15 protein-coding genes and 3 pseudogenes are annotated in these 20,591 nt (G+C 62.4%); 3 read left to right on the top strand and 15 right to left on the bottom strand.

What is annotated here, in order from left to right; all coding sequences use genetic code 11:
* Positions 1 to 659 precede the first annotated feature (659 nt).
* The 3 genes from PspCFBP13508_RS01325 to PspCFBP13508_RS01315 all read right to left on the bottom strand — a co-directional run bounded on the left by PspCFBP13508_RS01325 (position 660) and on the right by PspCFBP13508_RS01315 (position 6,268).
* A complete protein-coding gene (locus PspCFBP13508_RS01325; protein WP_137213422.1) occupies positions 660 to 3,293 on the bottom strand; it encodes an excinuclease ABC subunit UvrA in 2,634 nt (877 codons plus the stop codon).
* Between the two features lie 38 nt (positions 3,294 to 3,331).
* Positions 3,332 to 5,443 (bottom strand): PAS domain-containing hybrid sensor histidine kinase/response regulator, encoded by a 2,112-nt coding sequence (locus tag PspCFBP13508_RS01320; protein ID WP_137213421.1) that lies wholly within the window; start codon positions 5,441 to 5,443, stop codon positions 3,332 to 3,334.
* Positions 5,444 to 5,578: 135 nt separating this feature from the next.
* The gene (locus tag PspCFBP13508_RS01315) at positions 5,579 to 6,268 is read right to left on the bottom strand and encodes a GntR family transcriptional regulator (protein WP_016774461.1); all 690 of its coding nucleotides are present in this window, start codon (positions 6,266 to 6,268) and stop codon (positions 5,579 to 5,581) included.
* A gap of 126 nt (positions 6,269 to 6,394) precedes the next feature.
* Between PspCFBP13508_RS01315 and PspCFBP13508_RS27530 the strand changes: the two are divergent.
* The 3 pseudogenes from PspCFBP13508_RS27530 to PspCFBP13508_RS27525 all read left to right on the top strand — a co-directional run.
* Positions 6,395 to 6,508, top strand: a pseudogene (locus PspCFBP13508_RS27530) (metal ABC transporter ATP-binding protein); the annotation flags it as partial.
* 8 nt (positions 6,509 to 6,516) lie between these two features.
* Positions 6,517 to 6,642, top strand: a pseudogene (locus PspCFBP13508_RS27790) (metal ABC transporter ATP-binding protein); the annotation flags it as partial.
* 293 nt (positions 6,643 to 6,935) lie between these two features.
* Positions 6,936 to 7,046 (top strand): annotated as a pseudogene (locus PspCFBP13508_RS27525) (EamA/RhaT family transporter); the annotation flags it as partial.
* 140 nt (positions 7,047 to 7,186) lie between these two features.
* Here PspCFBP13508_RS27525 and PspCFBP13508_RS01295 read toward each other — a convergent pair.
* The 12 genes from PspCFBP13508_RS01295 to PspCFBP13508_RS01240 form a co-directional block, all read right to left on the bottom strand.
* Complete coding sequence (locus tag PspCFBP13508_RS01295) at positions 7,187 to 10,264, bottom strand: error-prone DNA polymerase (protein ID WP_137213420.1); 3,078 nt, start codon at positions 10,262 to 10,264, stop codon at positions 7,187 to 7,189.
* The gene (locus tag PspCFBP13508_RS01290; protein ID WP_137213419.1) at positions 10,261 to 11,676 is read right to left on the bottom strand and encodes a DNA polymerase Y family protein; all 1,416 of its coding nucleotides are present in this window, start codon (positions 11,674 to 11,676) and stop codon (positions 10,261 to 10,263) included. Before PspCFBP13508_RS01290 ends, PspCFBP13508_RS01295 begins: the two co-directional genes overlap by 4 nt.
* Positions 11,677 to 11,681: 5 nt before the next feature.
* The gene (gene imuA, locus PspCFBP13508_RS01285; protein ID WP_122601792.1) at positions 11,682 to 12,299 is read right to left on the bottom strand and encodes a translesion DNA synthesis-associated protein ImuA; all 618 of its coding nucleotides are present in this window, start codon (positions 12,297 to 12,299) and stop codon (positions 11,682 to 11,684) included.
* Entirely contained in the window at positions 12,299 to 12,913 is a 615-nt protein-coding gene (gene lexA, locus PspCFBP13508_RS01280; protein ID WP_137213418.1) for a transcriptional repressor LexA, read from the bottom strand. Before lexA ends, imuA begins: the two co-directional genes overlap by 1 nt.
* A gap of 198 nt (positions 12,914 to 13,111) precedes the next feature.
* A complete protein-coding gene (locus PspCFBP13508_RS01275; protein ID WP_137213417.1) occupies positions 13,112 to 13,390 on the bottom strand; it encodes a DUF971 domain-containing protein in 279 nt (92 codons plus the stop codon).
* Complete coding sequence (locus tag PspCFBP13508_RS01270) at positions 13,387 to 14,349, bottom strand: HEAT repeat domain-containing protein (RefSeq protein WP_137213416.1); 963 nt, start codon at positions 14,347 to 14,349, stop codon at positions 13,387 to 13,389. The genes PspCFBP13508_RS01275 and PspCFBP13508_RS01270 overlap by 4 nt, the downstream gene beginning before the upstream one ends.
* Positions 14,346 to 15,194, bottom strand: a complete 849-nt coding sequence (locus PspCFBP13508_RS01265; protein WP_016774454.1) for an ABC transporter ATP-binding protein — start codon at positions 15,192 to 15,194, stop codon at positions 14,346 to 14,348. The genes PspCFBP13508_RS01270 and PspCFBP13508_RS01265 overlap by 4 nt, the downstream gene beginning before the upstream one ends.
* On the bottom strand, positions 15,194 to 15,973 hold the full coding sequence (locus PspCFBP13508_RS01260; RefSeq protein WP_137213415.1) for an ABC transporter permease: 780 nt from the start codon (positions 15,971 to 15,973) through the stop codon (positions 15,194 to 15,196). Before PspCFBP13508_RS01260 ends, PspCFBP13508_RS01265 begins: the two co-directional genes overlap by 1 nt.
* Before the next feature lie 216 nt (positions 15,974 to 16,189).
* Positions 16,190 to 17,599, bottom strand: coding sequence for an ABC transporter substrate-binding protein (locus tag PspCFBP13508_RS01255; RefSeq protein ID WP_137213414.1), 1,410 nt, complete (start codon positions 17,597 to 17,599; stop codon positions 16,190 to 16,192).
* A 232-nt stretch (positions 17,600 to 17,831) separates the two neighbouring features.
* Entirely contained in the window at positions 17,832 to 18,077 is a 246-nt protein-coding gene (locus PspCFBP13508_RS01250) for a ferredoxin family protein (protein WP_003225615.1), read from the bottom strand.
* A gap of 27 nt (positions 18,078 to 18,104) precedes the next feature.
* The gene (locus PspCFBP13508_RS01245; protein ID WP_137213413.1) at positions 18,105 to 19,835 is read right to left on the bottom strand and encodes a fumarate reductase/succinate dehydrogenase flavoprotein subunit; all 1,731 of its coding nucleotides are present in this window, start codon (positions 19,833 to 19,835) and stop codon (positions 18,105 to 18,107) included.
* On the bottom strand, positions 19,832 to 20,584 hold the full coding sequence (locus PspCFBP13508_RS01240) for a GntR family transcriptional regulator (protein ID WP_137213412.1): 753 nt from the start codon (positions 20,582 to 20,584) through the stop codon (positions 19,832 to 19,834). The genes PspCFBP13508_RS01245 and PspCFBP13508_RS01240 overlap by 4 nt, the downstream gene beginning before the upstream one ends.
* Positions 20,585 to 20,591: the final 7 nt, after the last annotated feature.

Below are 20,591 nucleotides of genomic sequence, written 5' to 3'. Positions count from 1 at the left end.
ATTCCGCTTTCGCGAGCAGGCTCGCTCCCACAGGGGATCTGGTGTGTGACGACCTGTCTGGGTACACCATTCAAAACTGTGGGAGCGAGCCTGCTCGCGAAGGTGTCCGTCCAGTCAATTCATCTGCGACTGACATTCCGCTTTCGCGAGCAGGCTCGCTCCCACAGGGGGTCTGCTGCGTTACCACTTTATTGGGTACAGCCTGCAAAACTGTGGGAGCGAGCTTGCTCGCGAAGGCGTCCATCCAGTCAGTTCATCTGCGACTGACACACCGCTTTCGCGAGCAAGCTCGTTCCCACAAGGGGTCTGCTGCGTTACCACTTTATTGGGTACAGCCTGCAAAACTGTGGGAGCGAGCCTGCTCGCGAAGGCGTCCATCCAGTCAGTTCATCTGCGACTGACACTCCGCTTTCGCGAGCAAGCTCGTTCCCACAAGGGGTCTGCTGCGTTACCACTTTATTGGGTACAGCCTGCAAAACTGTGGGAGCGAGCCTGCTCGCGAAGGCGTTCGTCCAGTCAGCTCATCTGCGACTGACATTCCGCTTTCGCGAGCAGGCTCGCTCCCACAAGGGTATCCGGGGATGGCCACCTTTCTGGGTACAGGCTGCAAAACTGTGGGAGCGAGCCTGCTCGCGAAGGCGTTCGGCAGGTCGCTGCCATCATCGGCTCAAAGCCCGAGCCAGAAACGGCGCAGTCTTGCTCTTCTTGCTCGCGGCGACTTTCTGCGGTGTGCCGGCGGCGACTATCCTGCCGCCCTGATCGCCCGCTCCTGGGCCGATGTCGATGACCCAGTCGCTCTGCGCGACGACACGCATTTCGTGCTCGACGACAATCACCGTGTGCCCCGCCGTCACAAGCGTATCCAGCTGCTCGAGCAATCGATCGACATCTCGCGGATGCAATCCAGTAGTCGGTTCATCCAACACATACAAGGTCGCGCCACGCTGGCTGCGCTGCAACTCGGTCGCCAGTTTGATCCGCTGCGCCTCGCCACCGGACAATTCCGTGGCCGGTTGCCCGAGACGCAGATAACCCAGACCAATATCGCGCAGCACTTCCAGCGAACGACGAATCCCTGCCTGCTCGGCAAACACCGACACCGCCTCATCGACAGTCAGTTGCAGCACCTGGGCGATGCTCAAGCCCTGCCAGAGAATCGCCAATGTCTGCGGGTTGTAGCGCGCGCCATGACAGGTCGGGCATGGCGCATACACACTGGGCATGAACAGCAATTCAACGCTGACAAACCCCTCTCCTTCGCACGTGGCGCAACGGCCTTTGGCGACGTTGAAAGAAAACTGCCCGGCGTCATAGCCCGCCGCTTGCGCCTCGGGTGTCGCGGCAAACAGCTTGCGCACGTTGTCGAACAGCCCGGTATAGGTGGCCAGATTGGAACGCGGTGTACGCCCGATCGGTTTCTGGTCCACCTGCACCAGCCGTTTGATCGACTCCAGGCCGGCGCTGATCTGCCCGGTGCTGGGCGGCGGCGTGTCATCTTCCAGGCTCGGTTCTTCTGACTCTGCCTCGGCCACCGGACGGCCCAGCTGCGCGCCGACCAGTTCCAGCAAGGCCTGACTGACCAGACTCGATTTGCCGGAGCCAGACACCCCGGTCACCGAGGTGAAACAGCCCAAGGGGAATTCGGCGCTGAGATTATTCAGGTTGTTGCGCGTCACGCCGTCCAGCTTCAGCCATCCGCTCGCCTTGCGCGCGGCGCGCTCAGGGCGTTGATTTTCGGCAAACAGATAGGCGCGGGTCTGCGAGTCTGCAATATCAGCAAGTCCCGCAGGCGGACCGCTGTACAACACGCGGCCGCCCTTTTCGCCCGCCGCCGGGCCGACGTCAATCAGCCAGTCGGCACGGCGCATGGTTTCGACATCGTGCTCGACCACAAACAGCGTATTGCCGTCAGCCTTCAAGCGCTGCAACGCCTCGAACAGCGCCTCGCCATCCGCCGGATGCAGACCGGCAGACGGTTCGTCCAGGACATAAATCACCCCGAACAGCTGCGAACCCAATTGCGTGGCCAGGCGCAAACGCTGCAACTCGCCCGACGACAGCGTCGGCGTACTGCGTTCCAGCGCCAGATACCCCAGGCCGAGATCGGTCAGGGTGCTGACCCGCTCCAGCAAATCCTCAGCAATGCGTTGCGCCGCCAAGCGTTTTTCCAGCGACAGGTTCGGCGTGTGGCGCACGTCCGGCGCGCTGGCATGCCCGCTGGCGCCATGGGCGACCCGCTGCTGACGCGCCTCGCGAGTTTGCGCATGGCTGAGGGTGTCGCCGCTCTCCTCAGTCTGTTCCAGATAATTCGCCGCCGCTACAGGCCGCAGCACTTCGGCCACTTGCAGCAACGGCATCTGCGACAACTCGCCAATGTCGTAACCGGCGAAGGTCACCGACAACGCCTCGCGCTTGAGCCGTTTGCCCTCGCACAATGGGCACGGGCTGCCGCGCATGAACTGTGAAACACGCTTCTTCATCAGCGCACTTTGCGAGTGGGTGAAGGTGTGCAGGATGTAGCGTCGGGCGCCGGTGAAGGTGCCCTGATAACTCGGTTCCATCTTGCGCTTGAGGGCGACGCGAGTTTCTTCCGGGGTCAGCCCGGCGTACACCGGCACCGTCGGCGTCTCTTCAGTGAAGAGAATCCAGTCGCGCTGCTTTTTCGGCAGTTTTTTCCACGGAATGTCGACATCGATGCCCATGGTCACCAGGATGTCGCGCAGGTTCTGCCCCTGCCACGCCAAAGGCCAGGACGCCACGGCGCGCTGGCGGATGGTCAGGTTCGGGTCCGGCACCATCAGCGCTTCGGTCACTTCATAGACGCGGCCAAGTCCGTGACACTCCGGGCAGGCGCCCTGCGGCGTATTCGGTGAAAAGTCTTCGGCATACAACATCGGCTGCCCCGGCGGGTAACTGCCGGCGCGGGAATAAAGCATGCGGATCAGGCTCGACAGCGTCGTCACGCTGCCCACCGATGAACGCGCACTGGGCGTGCCACGCTGCTGTTGCAAAGCGACGGCGGGCGGCAGTCCTTCGATGGAATCGACATCCGGCACGCCGACTTGATCGATCAACCGCCGCGCGTACGGCGCCACCGATTCGAAATACCGCCGCTGGGCCTCGGCATACAGCGTGGAAAATGCCAGCGACGACTTGCCCGAACCGGAGACGCCGGTGAACACCACCAGCGCATCGCGCAGAATATCGACATCAACGTTCTTCAGGTTATGTTCGCGGGCGCCGCGCACGCGAACCATGCCGGCGGGTGCTTTGGAATTGCGCTTGGAAATCATCGGCCTGCCTTGATTGAAAAACTGGGCAGCGCTCGGCATCAGGTGCCGAGCACCTCGCAAATCATCTGCAGTAAAGCTTGCGGGCTGTAGGGTTTGCCGAGCAGATGCGTATCGGGGCTGAGCTGGTGGTCGCGGGAAATGATGTCGCGGGTATGCCCGGAAGTGAACAGCACCGGCACCGGCGGCGTCTGCACCTTGGCCCACGCGGCCAGATCGGAACTCTTGATCAGCCCGGGCATGACCACGTCGGTGAAGATCAGATCGATGTCGATGCCTTCCAGCAACATCTGCATGGCCACGTCGCCATTGCACGCGGTCATCACCCGATAACCTTCTTCGCGCAGCAACTCCACCGCCGAAGCGCGCACGGCGTCATTGTCTTCCACCACCAGAATGGTTTCGTGGCCACCGCTCTTGCGTTCGCAGACACTGGCGGTCTCTTCGCGAACCGGACGCAGACTGCGCGGGAAATACAACTGCACCCGCGTGCCTTCGCCGAGCTTGCTGTCGATCTCGACGTGGCCGCCACTCTGTTTGACGAAGCCGAAAACCATGCTCAGACCGAGGCCGGTGCCCTGGCCGTCGGCCTTGGTGGTGAAGAACGGTTCGAAGACCTGTTCCAGCATTTGTGGAGCAATGCCCACGCCGGTGTCGGTGACCGCCACGCGAACATACTCACCGGCCGCGATGCCCTTGCCGGCACAGTATTCACTGTCCAGACAGACATTGGCGGCACTGAGGCCGATGACGCCCTCGCCCTTCATCGCGTCGCGGGCGTTGATCGCCAGATTGAGAATCGCGTTTTCCAACTGGTTGCGGTCGACGTTGATATGCCAAGGCTGCGGCGGCAGTTGCACGTCGATCTGAATGGTTTCGCCCAAGGCGCGTTGCAGCAACTCGCCAACGCCTTCGAAAATCTGCTCGGGGTTGCACACGGCGGGTGAAAGCGGTTGGCGGCGGGCAAACGCCAGCAGTTGCGAAGACAGTTTGGCACCCCGTTCGACCGCGGCCAGCGAAGCCCCGACCCGGCGCTGCACGTTGGCATTGTTCGGCTCATGCCGGGCCAGCAGGTGCAGATTGCCGGCAATCACTTGCAGCAAGTTGTTGAAGTCATGGGCAACGCCACCGGTGAGGCCGCCGATGGCTTCGAGTTTCTGCGACTGACGCAACTGTTCTTCTGCGGCCAGTCGCGCATCCACTTCGGCGGCCACGCGCTGTTCGAGGTTGCGGGTGAATTTGAGCAGCGACTCTTCAGCATTCTTGCGCTCATGAATATCAATAAGCACGCCGGGGAAGCGAAACGGCTTGCCTTGCTCATCGAACTCGCAGGCACCACTGGCCAGCACCCACAGATACTGGCCGTCAGCGCGGCGCACACGGTATTCGGCGTTATAGGGCTCGCCTGTGCGCACGCAATGGGCAACCCGCTCCTGCACCCAACGGTGATCTTCGGGATGAATGCGCGATTCGGCGATCTCTTGTTGCAGATCGCTCAGGTCCTGATCCGGCGGATAGGAAAAGGTGCGGGCGAAACGTTCGTCAGCGGAGAAGCGATTGTTCTTGATGTCCCAGACAAACGAGCCTAGCAGTGCGCCGGCATTCAGCGCCAGACGCACGCGCTCGTTGTCGGCGCGATAGGCATCTTCGGCCGCCTGGCGCAGGCGCTCGGAATGCACCAGTTCGGTGGTTTCGACCACCATCGCCATGACGCCGCCGGGCACGCCTTCGTCGTTGGCCACCGGGCTGTAATACAAATCCATCCAGACGTCTTCGGGCACGCCGTCGCGCAGCAATACCAGCTCTTTGTTGCGATAGGACAAGGTGCCGCCGGCCAGGCAGGTGTCGACGACGTGACGGTTGAATTCGGCGACTTCCGGCCAGCCCAGCTCAACCGGAACGCCGAGCAGATAGGGGTGGCGGCCACCGGCAAATTCGGAATAGGCGTCGTTGTAGATCATGTATCCGGCGTGGCCCCAGAGCATCACCATCGGCAACGGCGAAGCCAGCATCAGTTGCACGGTGTTGCACAGGCTGGCCGGCCATTCGGCGAGCGCGCCCAGTTCGGTGTGGCTCCAGTCGAACGCACGGATGCGCTCGGCCATTTCGCCTTTCCAGCCTTCACAACCGTGGCTTTCGGATAAAAACTGCATCGCCTGACTCAGTGTCCTTTTTTGCGGTTTTCCGATCTATCGCAACGCTACAACGACGCGACGCCCGTGTGTTTCGAGGCTGTGGAAACGCATTGGTTTCATCGCAGGTATAGCTGATTTGCGACGCAGAGCCATTCAGACGCCAATCAAGTGTTTGAGTGGGTGATAGCCGGTTTTCATTTTTGCCGCGACGTCGAGGATCGCTTTCTCGATTCCGTTGAGGTGCGTGCAGGTCAGTTCGATTGCGGCGCTCTGATTACCGGCTTCGATGTACTCGAGCAAACGCAGGTGTTCGTCGTCGCGGCAGGCCTGGTGGCTGTCATCGTCGAGCGCGGCGGCATACAGCGAGGCCCGCGAGATCAGCTTCTGGAACCAGTCGAGCAGCACCGGATTGTTCAGGCTGCGCGCCAGTTTGAGGTGGAACTCGCCGAGCAGATGGATCAGCCGTTCATGGTCGCCGGCCGCATGCGCGGCATCCTCCAGCAACAAGTGCTCACGCAGATCCTGCATGGCAACGCTGTCTTTGCGCCGGCACAGTTCGGTGACGATGCCGATCTCGATCAGCCGCCGGGTTTCGAACAAGGAACGCAGCTCTGCGTCACTGGGCAGCGACACCGACGCGCCTTTGTTGGGCTCGGTCGTCACCAGACCATCGGCCTCCAATTGCTTGAGCGCAGCCCGCACCGAGGTGCGGCTGACATTGAACAGCTCGGCCAGCGAGGCCTCGCCCAGCTTCATGCCCGGGCGCAACGAACGCTTGCTGATCGCCGCGTAAACCCCTTGGTAGACGCGGTCAACCGTGGTTTCCAGCTTTTTTTCGCTCATTCGAACACTCCTTTGGCGTCGGGCGATTCATCCTGGCGGTGGCTGGCCATAGAGACTGATCGGTTCCCGTACCAGTGTGAAGCGCAGAATATCTGCCTTCGGCCCAAAGGTGCAGCCTTTTGATTTATCTCGATTTTGGATAAACAGCCAAAACCTGTGGGAGCGAGCTTGCTGGCGAAGGCGGCGGCACATTCAACATCGTCATTGCCTGACACTGCGCTTTCGCGAGCAAGCTCGCTCCCAGACTGATCCGGGGCCGATCAACCATCTTCATCGCAACCAAAACCCCTGTGGGAGCGAGCCTGCTCGCGAAGGCGGCGGCACATTCAACATCGTCATCGCGTGACACTGCGCTTTCGCGAGCAGGCTCGCTCCCACACTGATACGGGGCAGATCGACCATCTTCATCGCAACCAAAATCCCTGTGGGAGCGAGCCTGCTCGCGAAGGCGGCGGCACATTCAACATCGTCATTGCCTGACACTGCGCTTTCGCGAGCAGGCTCGCTCCCACACTGATCCGGGGCCGATCAACCATCTTCAGCGCAACCAAAACCCCTGTGGGAGCGAGCCTGCTCGCGAAGGCGGCGGCACATTCAACATCGTCATTGCCTGACACTGCGCTTTCGCGAGCAGGCTCGCTCCCACACTGATACGGGTAGATCGACCATCTCCAGAGCAACCAAAGTCCCTGTGGGAGCGAGCCTGCTCGCGAAGGCGGCGGCACATTCAACATCGTCATCGCCTGACACTGCGCTTTCGCGAGCAAGCTCGCTCCCACACTGATCCGGGGCCGATCAACCATCTTCATCGCAACCAAAATCCCTGTGGGAGCGAGCCTGCTCGCGAAGGCGGCGGCACATTCAACATCGTCATTGCCTGACACTGCGCTTTCGCGAGCAGGCTCGCTCCCACACGGGTCAGTGGAAATCGCGGCTCTGCACGTGAATGCCGTTGAGCAGCGGGCTCAGGTCGCTCATGCGCCCGGCGATCAGGTGGCGTACATCGCCTTCGCGCTCCCAGCGGCCGTCGACCTTGAGCAATTGCGAACCGACCAGCACTTGTCGCTGACGCTCGGCCAGGTCACGCCAGACCACCACGTTGACGTTGCCGAACTCGTCTTCGAGAGTCACGAACGTCACACCGCTGGCCGTGCCGGGGCGCTGCCGGCCGATGACCAGCCCGGCCACGCTGACCGGCCGGCCATGTTCGATATCCATCAATTCCCGCGAGCTGCGGCAGCGCCGGGCCTGCAACTCGCCACGCAACAAAGCCAACGGATGCGGACCCAGCGTCGTCCCCACGGTCGCGTAATCAGCACGCAGGTCTTCGCCAACGCTGGGTTTGGGCAGGACGATTTTGACTTCTTCCTCGTTGGGCAGGCCGGCGAACAGGCCGAGTTGTTTCTGCACCCCGGCTACTTCCCAACGCGCACGATGACGATGCCCGGCCAGGCCACGCAAAGCGCCGGAGTCTGCCAGCAAGGCCTGCGCACGACTGTCGAGGGCGGCGCGCTCACCCAGGTCAGCGACATCGGCAAACGCCCCGTGGCGGCGCGCGGCTTCGATGCGCCGTGCGTCCTCTTCGCGAAACCCCTTGATCATGCGCAGGCCCATGCGAATCGCCGGTTGCCCGGCACTCAGCGGCTCGAGGCTGCAATCCCAGTCACTGGCGCGCACGTCCACCGGACGGATCTGCAATTGGTGCCGACGCGCATCCTGCAGAATCTGGTCCGGGCTGTAAAAGCCCATCGGCCAACTATTGATCAATGCACAGGCGAACGCCGCCGGCTCGTGACACTTGAGCCAGCAACTGGCGTAGGTCAGCAAGGCGAAACTGGCGGCGTGGGATTCGGGGAAGCCATAACTGCCGAAGCCTTTGATCTGCTCGAAGATCTGCGCGGCGAATTCCGGTGTGTAGCCGTTCTTTTTCATACCGGCGGCGAGACGTTCCTTGTGCGGCTCCAGTCCGCCATGGCGCTTCCACGCGGCCATGGAACGACGCAGTTGATCGGCCTCGCCGGGGCTGTAGTCGGCAGCGACGATGGCGATCTGCATGACCTGCTCCTGAAACAGCGGCACGCCCAGGGTTCTTTTGAGTACGACTTCGAGCGCTGGCGACGGATAGGTTTCCGCCTCTTCCTTGTTACGTCGGCGCAGATAGGGATGAACCATGCCGCCCTGAATCGGCCCCGGGCGGACGATCGCCACTTCAATCACCAAATCGTAGAACGTCTGCGGTTTCAGGCGCGGCAGCATCGACATCTGCGCCCGCGACTCGATCTGAAACACCCCGACAGTATCGGCGCGGCTGATCATTGCGTAGGTCGGTTTGTCTTCGGCGGGGATCGTCGCGAGGGTCAGGTCCAGATCGCGATGCCGGCGCAGCAGGTCGAAGCAGCGGCGAATCGCACTGAGCATACCCAAGGCGAGAATATCCACCTTGAGCAGGCCGACCGCATCGAGGTCGTCCTTGTCCCATTGGATGATGGTGCGGTCGGCCATTGCCGCGTTTTCGACCGGCACCAAGGTGTCCAGCGGCTGCTCGGAGATCACAAAACCGCCGGGATGCTGCGACAGATGCCGGGGGAAGCCGATCAGTTGCCCGGTCAGGCTCAGTACCCGGCGCAGCACCGGACTATCCGGGTCGAAGCCGCCTTCACGCAAGCGTTCCAGCGGCGGCGTTTCATCGCTCCAGCGCCCGCAACAATCGGCCAGTGCGTTGATCTGATCCGGCGGCAGGCCGAGGGCCTTGGCCACATCGCGCACGGCACCGGTGGCGTGATAGGTGCTGACCACCGCCGTCAGCGCCGCACGTCGCCGGCCGTAACGGTTGAACACGTATTGCAGGACTTCTTCGCGGCGCTCGTGCTCGAAATCGACGTCGATGTCCGGCGGCTCGTTGCGCTCTTTGGACATGAAACGTTCGAACAATAGCGTGGTGCGCTCCGGGTCGATTTCGGTAATACCCAAGGCATAACACACCGCCGAGTTGGCTGCCGAACCACGCCCCTGACAGAGGATTTTCTCTGTGCGGGCAAAGCGCACCACGTCGTGCACGGTGAGGAAATAGCTTTCGTAGCCGAGCTCGGCGATCAACTGCAGCTCGTCGTCGATCTGCGTGAGCACCTTGGCCTGAGGCCCTTTCGGCCAGCGCCAGGCAATGCCCTCCTCGGTCAGATGGCGCAACCAGGAACTGGCACTGTGGCCCTCGGGCACCAGCTCTTTCGGGTACTGATAGCGCAGCTCGCTCAGATCGAAGGTGCAGCGTCTGGCCAGTTTTAGCGACGCTTCGAGCAAGTCCGGCGGATACAGGGCGCGCAGCTCATCGAGGCAACGCAAATGCCGCTCGCCATTGGGATGCAGGCGCAAACCCGCTTCGGCCACGGGGACGTGATGACGGATCGCGGTCATGGTGTCCTGCAAGGCACGGCGCCCACGGGCGTGCATGTGCACATCGCCGCTGGCCACGGCTGGAATCTGCAACTCAGCCGCCAGAGCCAACAATGCCGCAAGCCGCTGCTGATCGTTCTGCCCGCGATGCAGTTGCACCGTGAGCCACAGGCGTTCGCCGAAGGTCTGTTTCAGCCAGCGACCCTCTTCGCGGTCATCCAGAGAATCCGGCACCCACAACACCAGCAAACCCGGCAGCGCTTCGGCGAAGTCTTCGCGCAGGAGCTGATACTGGCCTTTCTGCGTACGCCGCCGGGCCTGGGTGATCAGACCGCAGAGGGCCTGATAACCGACAAGGTTTTCCACCAGCAACACCAGTTTCGGGCCGTTGTCGATGCGCACCTCGCTGCCGATGATCAGTGGTAGCTCGACGGATTTTGCTGCTTGCCAGGCGCGGACGATCCCGGCCAAGGTGCATTCGTCGGTGATCGCCAGCGCCTGGTAACCGTGCTTTTTCGCTCGTTGAAACAGCTCGAGCGCGCTGGAGGCACCGCGCTGGAAACTGAAATTCGACAGGCAATGCAGTTCGGCGTAATCGGCACTCATGCGAACCAGCCCTGCAGCCACAACGGACCGCCCTCACCCACGGCGCGCCAGGCCCAGCCTTGCTGACCGGCGCGGTTCTGGATCAGGTAGTAATCACGCCGCACGTCACAACCGTCCCACCAACCGGATTCGATGCGCTCCGGCCCCATGAGAATCCGCGCCGAACCTTCCGGCACGCTCTGCGGTTCGTTGAGCAGCCAGCCCGGACGCTGGACGCTGGGCAACCCCGTGCAAGGCTGTTTATCGGCAGCGTTCTGCCATGCGCACTCAGGGCGATGATCGGCCTGAAATCGCAGCCCCTGCACCGCGTCATCACCCAGCCGTGCGCGCAGACGCTCGCGCAATTGCTCCCAGGGCAAGGTCTGTTGCGGGCGGTCGTCGAACAGCTCCTGATACTGCGGAACGAAACTCGGCAGGTCTTCGGCGCGCAAGCGAAAACCACGCACCGGTGCTTCGACCTGGACTTGCTCCAGCCGGCCACGGGCCAGTTCGAAGAGCATCGCCGCGTCACGCTCGGCGCTGAGCAGGCCGACCTTGATCACTGTGTCCGGCAGCCCGGCGTGTTCCAGAAGCAAATCGAAACGCTGCACGCCACTGTCGCGCCCACAGAGGAACGCCGACAAATCGCCGGTCAAGCGCCGTAACGGGAACAGCAAGGCTTGATGGGATTGCACGTCGAAATTCAGTTCGATGCGGATATCGAAACGGTCGGGCGGCAGATAGAACGCCAGCGCCAGAGGGCGTGCGCCGAACAGCGTGTCGAGGTGCTTGAGCATCTGCGCTTCGAAACGCCGGGCCAGTGCCTGGCGTGGCAGGCTTTGCACCTGACTGAGATTGCGCAGGCCCATGCGCGACAGCGCCGTGGCGACATTCGGCTCCAGCCCGACGCGGTCGACCGGCAATTGCCCGAGATGATGCTGCAAGGCCTCGCCGTCCGGCACCACCAAGCCATCGTAGGCATTGGCCAGCACTCGCGCAGCCACCGGGTTCGGCGCGGCGACGATGCGATGACGAAAGCCTAGATCTTTCAACTCCTGGCGCAGGCGAGCTTCAAATTGCGGCCAGGTACCGAACAGGCCCAGGCTCGATTCGATCTCGAACACCACGGTACGCGGGTAATGCACGCTGACTTGCGCGCTGAAACGGTAGGCCCATGCGGCGAGAAACTGCTGCCAGTGCTCGACCTCGGCCACCTCGTAATCGGCGGTGGCAAAGCCTTTGCTCATGGCTTGCGCGGCGGTCATCGACATGCCAGGACGCAGGCCGAGTTTGCGTGCCGCCGGATTAACCGCTTGCAGCACCCGCCGCTGGGCCGGGCCGCTGAGCAGGACCAGCGGCTCTTCAGGGTCGGGCCGCTGACGCAGCACGGCGTCGAGGGCCAATTGCGGAAACAGGATACATACCCAGCGCATGACGATCAGTGCCCCACGGCAAAGGCAATCGGCGTAGCACGCGCCAGCCCGCCACGGCATTTGAGTACGCGTAGCTGCACCGGTTTGGCATCGATGGCAATCCGTAACGCTGCCGGCGACGGGTTGACCGCTTCGCTCAACGGGCGCCAGGCAAAGGCCAGGGTCTGGCCGGTTTCCGCCGCTACCTGCAAACGCCGCAAGGCTCGGTCATCAGCCTTGTTCGGCCAGCACAGCACCGCGCCGCAACTGCCCGAGCGCAGGCATTGCTCCGCCGCCCACAAGGCATCGCGTTCGCTGGCCTGAATCACCGACAACTGTCGCAAATCGACTCCGGCATTGGCCCAAGCCTGCGGGTACGGCACGAACGGCGGCGCCACCAGCACGATGCGCTCACCGGCCGCGGACAATCGCGCCAGGGTTGGCCAGACCAGTTGCAACTCGCCGACACCGGGGCCGGCCAAGAGAATTTCACTCAGCGCCGCTTCCGGCCAGCCGCCGCTGGGCAGAGCCGCGTCCAATGCCGCATGCCCGGTCGGCTGTGGACTCGCTGCCGGTGGCGCAGGCCTGCCGCGCCAGACCTGGCCGCCATTGAACAGCGTATCCAACGCAACGACGGCGCCCATCAGCCTTGCCTCACCAGACCACAGAACACGCCTTCTATGGCCAGATCCTGATCATCACGCACGACAATCGGTTTGTACGCCGGGTTGCGTGGCAACAGACGCACCTCATCACCGACCCGTTCGAAGCGTTTGATGGTGACTTCACCGTCCAGACGCGCAACGACGATCTGGCCGTTCAGCGCCTCGGGATTGCGCCTCACACCGACCAGATCGCCGTCGAGGATGCCGTCTTCGATCATCGAGTCGCCCTGCACCCGCAGCATGTAATCCGGGGTGCGGGAGAACAGCGCCGGGTCGAGCAACAAACGGTTATGGATATCGGCATCGGTGCCAATCGGTGCGCCGGCAGCCACGCGACCGAGTACGGGAATCTCCAGCAGCTCCGGACGCGGCGGCTGACCGAGCAAACGAATGCCCCGGGCCTGATGCGGATTGACTTCGATAAAACCGGCTTCGCTGAGCGCCAGCACATGCTTGCGCGCCACGCTGCGCGAGGCAAAACCAAAAGCCTCGCTGATTTCAGCGAGGCTTGGGGGCTGACCGTGCTCGGCGATGCGATCGCGGATAAAGGTCAGAATGGCGGTACGGCGGGGAGTGAGCGTCATGGAGTACATTTGTACTCCTGTAGGAATTTCCTGACAAGAACCGCCAGTCGGCGCAAACCGACGCAGGGAGCTGCAATCAGATCAATCTGTGACCACAGTCCCTGTGGGAGCGAGCCTGCTCGCGAAGGCGTCGGCACATTAATCATCATCGTCGCCTGACACTACGCTTTCGCGAGCAGGCTCGCTCCCACAGGGGGCCAGGAAAAGTCAGGAATTCAGTTGCGCCAGGTACTCCCACGGGTAAATCCCGCGTTGATGGCCATCGCTGAACACCAGTTGCACACCATACCCCTGCGGATTGACCTCGATCAGGCGCACGCGCTCATCAATCAGCGGCGTGACGCCACGCAGGCGAAATGCGCGGCATTGCGAGCACGGGCATTGCCGGCGCAGATCGGCATGCTTGAGCAGCGATTCGCGCCCGTCCGGCCAGCTCAGGCGCAACGTGCGCGCACTCTGCGAGTTGCCCACCGCCAGCGGATTCATTGCAATTGACTCAGAGCGATGCGCACGGCTTTGCGCACTTCCGGGTCGCCGTCGTCCTGCGCTGCCTGCAACGCGGCCACGGCGCCGCGATCGTTCAATTCACCGAGGGCCAGCGCGGCTTCCTTGCGCAGATTGCTGATGCGGTGGCCGAGGGTGTCGATCAGCGCGTCCAGCGCCGGGACGAAGCGCAAGCGACCGAGGCTTCGGGTGGCGCGCAGGCGCACTTGCCAGTAATCATCGCTCAGCGCTTCGACCAAGGCCGGGCCGGCGTCGCTGTGGCCAACCTTGCCCAGCGTGGTCGCGGCTTCTTCGCGCACTTGCCAGGCTTGATCTTGCAAGGCCTGGCGCAACGCCGGCAATACTTCGGCGCCACTGGCCAGACCGAGCGCGCCGGTCGCGGCGCGGCGCACTTCGGTGTCCGGGTCGTCGCTGGCCAGGCGCGCCAAGGCTGGCAGCGCGTCGAGCTGTTTGAGCCAGCCGAGCACACCGACCGCTTCGCGACGGACATTGGCATCGGTGTCCTCCAACGCGGCGACGGCAGCCGACGCGGCCTCGGCGAAGCGCAATTCGCGTAACGCCCGAAAGGCGGCGATGCGCACACCGACATTGGCATGTGCCGTCCACGGCAGAATGACCCGCCCCGCCGCCGCAGTCTTGAGCAGGCTCAGGCTTTGCGCCGCCGCCGATTGCACGGCGGGCGCCGGATCCGTCAGCGCTTCGCACAAGGCTTGCACGACCGCATCGTCCTCCCACGCTTCGAGCAATCGCGCAGCTTCAGCACGAACATCCTCGGCAGGATCCTGACGAAGTCGATCAACCAGCCAGAGCAAGCCATCCGGTTCTTCGAGATCGGCCAGATCAATCAAGGCAATGCGCCGCACGCCAGCGTCTTCAGCCGTCAGGCGCGGTTGCAGGGCGAGGATGTCTTCGTTGTCGGTCACAGCAAAAATAGAGGTCATAGGGCAAATCGCGGCAAAGGGTTTTCAGGAGGCAGGCCGAGCGGATTGAGGCGCGGCAGCGGTCGGTCGTTGTCGTGGCGAAGCAGGTCGAGGCAGTGGCGCTTGAGGCGAGCGAATTCCGGGCTGGTCACCAGTTCACTGGTACGCGGGCGTGGAAAGTCCAGACGCAGGTCTTCGATGATTCGCCCTGGTCGCGCGCTCATTACCAGCAAGCGATCGGCTAGAAACAGCGCCTCGTCGATGTCATGGGTGACGAAAACCACGGTGGTGCGGATGCGCGTCCAGATGTCCAGCAGCAGTTCCTGCATGTTCAAGCGGGTCAGCGCATCCAGCGCGCCGAACGGCTCGTCCATCAGCAACAGGCGCGGGCGATTGACCAGCACCCGGGCGATCTCCACCCGCTGCTGCATGCCACCGGAAAGCTGATCAGGCCAGCGCTCGGCAAAGCCTTCGAGGCCGACCAGTTTGAGGATTTCATCAGCCGCGCGATGCCGCTCAGCCTTGCCGACGCCGCGCATCTTCAGGCCGAAGGCGACGTTGTCGCGCACCGTACGCCACGGGAACAGCGTGTGGTGCTGAAACACCATGCCGCGCTGCGGCGACGGGCCGGTCACCGCGCTGCCGTCGACTTTCAAGCTGCCGGTACTGGCACTCAAGTGTCCGGCCAGGGCGCCGAGCAAGGTCGACTTGCCGCAACCGGACGGGCCGAGGATGCAGACGAACTGCCCGGGTTCGATCTGGCAATCGAGGCCCTGCACCGCTTCGAAAGCCTCGCGGCCCTGGCCGAGGACGATGGACAACTGGCGAATGTCGATCCGCCCTTCCGGGGTTTGCATCACGCTCATCAGGCTTTGCCTCGCGGTCGATGCCAAGGCGTGAACAAGCCGCCCAGGCGTTTGATCAGCCAACTGCTGCCCATGCCCAACACGCCGATCAGGAGCATGCCGACGACAATGTCGGCGTAGTTCTGAATGGTGTAGGACTCCCAGGTGTAGTAACCGATACCGAACTGCCCGGAGATCATTTCCGCCGTCACCAGGCAGAACCACGACGTGCCCATGCCGATCGCTAGGCCGGTAATGATGCTCGGCGCAGCGCCTGGCAGAATCACCTCCAGCAGAATCGCCCGACGCCCTGCCCCGAGGCTTTTTGCCGAGGCGATCAGGCGTGGATCGACGCCTTCGACGCCGTGCACGGTGTTGAGCAGAATCGGGAACAGCGCGCCGGTGAAGGTAACGAAGACCATCGACAATTCCGAGGACGGAAACATCAGAATCGCCAGCGGAATCCACGCCACGGCGGGGATCGGGCGCAGGACCTCCAGTGGTGGCAGCAGAATGTCTTCGGCCCATTTCGACCGGCCGATGGCCAGGCCCAGGGCGATGCCGATGATCAACGCCGCCACGTAACCGGCGAAGACGCGGCCGAGGCTGCTGCTCAGGTGCTGCCAGAGTTTGCCCGAGTCGCCCAGGCCCAGCGCGGCTTCGATCACCGCCAGTGGCGTCGGCACGTTGGCGAAGGTGACCAGGCCGAGGTTCCAGTGATGGCTGGCGGCGAGTTGCCAGAAGAGCAGGCAGAGCAGCAGTGAGGCGGCTCTTGATGTCCAGCGCAACGGTGTTTTCATAGTCCGGTTTCCAGTTCGGGTTCTGTGTGATGGCTGTGATTTACCCCCTCACCCCAGCCCTCTCCCCCAGGGGGGGCGAGGGGGAAAGGGAGCCGATTTGCGTGCCTTTCACGACCTGAGTTCGACTCGGTACTTCACTTCGGCGTATCTCTCACCAACAACTCGGTCAGTCCCCTCTCCCTCCGGGAGAGGGTTAGGGTGAGGGGCTTTTGATCTTCAGCGCGCAGCAACAACCTGCGCAGTGGCATCGCTGAAGTCGAACACCTTGCCACCCTGCCCCGCAGCGTATTGCTGGGCCTGGCCCTTGAGCAGAAATGCGCTGAGGCGGCCCTTGGCGTCGCTGGCAAACCACGCCTGTTCAGCGAGCAACTTGATCCCGCTGTCACTGGCCTGCGCATACACCGCACGAATGCTCTTGCCCTCCTGCTTCAACCCTGCCAACGCGGTGAAGGCCGCTTCAGCCGAGCCATAACGGCGGACTTTTTCCTCGCCACGCACCCAGATTTCCGCGACATGGCTGACGTCGGTGATGGCTTTGCCCGTCGCCGCATCCACACCCGACAACGGCGTCTGCGCGTAGTTGACCAGTTGCGCGATGTAATCGAGGTTCGAAGCCTTGAACGCGGCGCGGATGTACTGGTCGTCGATGAAGCTGTTCAGGTCGAGACCGCGATCGGCTTTCTTCAGCAGCTTCAAGGTATCGATGGCAGTACCCACAGCCTGGCGGTATTCAGGTTTCCAGCTCAGGTCGCGGGTCTGCACGCCCAACGGGCCGTGGAACAGGTAGTTGACCTCGGCATCGACGCCGGTGACTTTGGCGATCAGTTCGCTGTACTTCTCCGGTTCGGCGGCGAGCAGTTGGTTGGCTTCGATGCTCGCACGCAGGTAGGCGACGACGATTTCCGGGTACTTCCTGGCGTAGGCCTGATCCACCAGTGCGCCATGGAAAGTCGGCGCGTTGGCCTGGGCGCCGTCGTAGATCTTGCGGGCGAAACCACGGCTCGGGAACAGCTCGGCGAAGGGCACGAAATCGGCGTGGGCGTCGATCTTGCCGGCCTGCAATGCCGAGCCAGCGACTTCCGGTGGCTGGGCGATGATGTTGACATCCTTGAGCGGGTCCCAGCCCTGCTCTGCCACGGCGCGCAGCAACATGCCGTGAGCCGTCGAGGCGAACGGCACCGAAATGGTCTTGCCCTTGAGTTCGCTCAGGCTTTGCACCGACGAAGCGCTCGGCACGACGATGCCATTGCCGCTGCCCTTGATGCTGCCCGACAGCACGCTGATGAACAGGCTGTGCTTGCCCGCCGTTTCGAACGCCACACCGTTGAACGCACCGGGAAAATCGGCCATGGCACCGAAATCGAGTTTGCCGGCGACCATCTCATTGGTCAGCGGCGCGCCACTGGTGAAGTTTTTCCACTGCACGTCGTACTTCGCGTCTTTGTAGGCGCCATCGTGGGGCAGGTATTTTTCCAGCAGACCGAGTTCACGGATCAACAGGCCGCCGGCGGCGCAATTGATAGTGGTGTCCTGAGTGCCGATGGCGATGCGGATGGTTTCGGCCGAGGCCGAGGCCGACAAGGTGAACGAAGCCAGTACCAGACCGGCGAGTGCTGCACGCAACATGAGTGTTTCCCCTCGAATCATTGGTTTGAAGTTCGTCTCCGCCGCGATCGGGGCGCGGTGGGAAACGAGGGGTGTTTTGCATTCAGCGTCCGGGGTTCACCGGATAGCTATTGAATAATCACAATTGCAACGTGGGATCGAGCCTGCTCGCGAAGGCGGCGGGTCAGTCACCATCATTGTTGAATGAACGATTGCTTTCGCGAGCAGGCTCGCTCCCACAATGGATGTGGGGTCAACGCAACAAATAGGGGATGTCGACCTTCACCGCCCCCGTCGGGCAATCCTTCTCGCACGGCATGCAGTACCAGCATTCATCGAACGCCATGTAGGCCTTTTGCGTGGCCGGGTTGATCGCCAGCAGGTCCATCGGGCAGACGTCGACGCACACCGTGCAGCCCTTTTCCGCGATGCATTTGTCCTCGTCGACGGTGACCGGCGCGTTGGAGCGGAAGAAGATTTCCTGAGCTTGATAAGCCATGGTTCGGACTCTCTGAAAAATGATGTCTCAAGCGGCGAAGGCGCCGACCCGCAGGCGGTCATACGCCTGCATTTCTTCGGCATCGAGCGGGATGATGTAGGGCTCGACGGCTTTCTTGAAACTGGTCATCTTGCCGTCCTCGCCCTTCTTCAGATGACAATGGCAGAACCACTCGGCGTCGTTGCGTTGCGGATGATCGACGCGATAGTGGTACAGGCCCCAGCGGCTTTCAGCGCGGAACAACGAAGCGCGGGCGGCCATTTCGGCACAGTCGCGGATCACGCTGGTTTCCATCGCTCGCATCAGTTCGTGAGCGTTGTTGGCTTTCATCTGCTCGAGATCACGCTCGATGTCGCTGAAGCGTTGCAGGCCGATCTGCATCTTCTTGGTCACTTTCGGCGGTTGCAGGTAGTCGTTGACGAAGCGCCGCAGCTTGTACTCGACCTGCGCCGGCGGCAGACCTTCCTGGCGATCGAGCGGCGCGTAGACCCGGGCTTTCTCCTTGGCGATCTGCTCGCTGTCCAGTGCGGAAAACTCGCGGCCGGCAACAAAGTCCGCCGCGTTGTGCCCGGCGAACCAGCCGTAAGTGAACGCGCCGAGCATGTAATTGTGCGGCACCGCAGCCATGTCGCCGGCCGAGTACAAGCCCTTGACTGAAGTCTCGGCACGCTCGTTGACCCACACGCCGGACGCCGAGTGGCCGCTGCAAAAGCCGATTTCCGAAATGTGCATTTCAACCATCTGCGTGCGGTAGTCGGTGCCACGGTTGGCGTGGAACTGGCCACGGCTCGGGCGCTCGTTGCTGTGCAGGATTTCCTCGATGTTCTGGATGGTTTCCTCGGCCAGGTGATCGAGTTTGAGGAACACCGGGCCGTTGCCGCTTTCCAGTTCCTGGTGAAATTCCCACATCATCTGTCCGCTCCAATAGTCGCACTCGATGAAGCGTTCGCCCTTGTTGTTGGCGGTGTAGCCACCCAGCGGGCCGGTGACGTAGGCGCAGGCCGGGCCGTTGTAGTCCTTGATCAACGGGTTGATCTGAAAGCACTCGAGATTGGCCAGCTCAGCCCCGGCGTGATAGGCCATCGCGTAGCCGTCGCCCGCATTGGTCGGGTTTTCGTAGGTGCCCATCAGGTAGCCCGACGATGGCAAGCCGAGGCGCCCGGCCGCGCCGCAGGCGAGAATCACCGCTTTCGCCTTGATCACATGGAAGTCGGCGGTGCGGCAATCGAAGCCCATCACACCGTTTACCGCGCCCTCCTCGTCGGTCAGCAAACGCGTGCAGACCAGGCGATTGGTGATGCTCACCCGCGCACGTTTCAACTGCCGATACAGGACTTTCTTGATGTCGTGCCCTTCCGGCATCGGCAGCACATAGGCACCCATGTGGTGGACCTTTTTCACCGCGTAGTCGCCGGTCTCGTCCTTCTCGAATTTCACGCCCCAGCGGTCGAGTTGTTCGATGGTTTCAAAACTGTGCGTCGCATAGGCGTAGACCGCCGCCTGATTGACGATGCCGTCGTTGGCGATGGTGATTTCCTTGGTGTACTGCTCTGGCGTCGAATGGCCGGGGATGATCGCGTTGTTCAGGCCGTCCATGCCCATGCTGATCGCGCCGCTGCGCTTGACGTTGGCCTTGTCGACCAGCAACACGCGCAAATCGCGGTTCTTCTCCTTGGCCTTGATCGCTGCCATCGGCCCGGCCGTACCGCCGCCAATCACGACGATGTCGTATTCCTGTTCTAGAACGTTGCGGGTCATGCCTGCTCCCCTTTCTGCCGGTCGATCCGCAGGCGGTACTGGAACGCATCGCCACGGTAATAAAGGTGTTCGAAGTCCAGCGGCTGGCCCTGGGCATCATGGGTCAGGCGCTCGATGCGCATGATCGGCGAGCCCGCTTCGACGTTGAGCGCCTGGGTCAGGTCGCTATCGGCCAGCACTGCGTCGATGGCCAGATCGGCGTGGCCGAGGGCGATGCCGCAGTCGTTTTCCAGAATCAGAAAGATGTCGCGGGTGACCAGATCAGCCTTCTCCAGCCGTTCGCCGACGGCTTTGGGCAGGTAGGTAATTTCCAGCGAAATCGGCTCGCGGTTGATCAGGCGCACGCGTTTGATCTGCGCGACGATCTCACCTTCGGCCACCTGCAGACGCTCGGCGACACGCTTGTCGGCCGGAATGAATTTGAAACTGCGCAGGCGGTTGATCACCTCGTAACCGCGCCCGGTCATCGACTCGGCGAGGCCTTGCAGGCTGCTGACGTTCTGAAAGGTTTTCGGCTTGGCGACGAAGGTGCCCTTGCCGTGGATCTTGAAGATCAGTCCTTCCTTTTGCAGATCACCGAGTGCCTGGCGCACGGTGATGCGGCTGACTTTGAACAGCGCGCCCAGTTCGCTTTCGGAAGGCATCTGACTGTCTTGCGGGTATTCACCGTCGAGAATCCGCGCACGCAGAACGTCGCGCAGTTGGGTGTGCAGCGGAACGCTATTGAGGGAGAGAACGTTATCGGTCATCGCGGGA

Origin of the sequence: Pseudomonas sp. CFBP13508, from assembly GCF_005233515.1 — a bacterium.
Lineage (GTDB): Bacteria > Pseudomonadota > Gammaproteobacteria > Pseudomonadales > Pseudomonadaceae > Aquipseudomonas > Aquipseudomonas mercuritolerans.
This window is presented reverse-complemented; position numbering and strand designations above follow the sequence as displayed.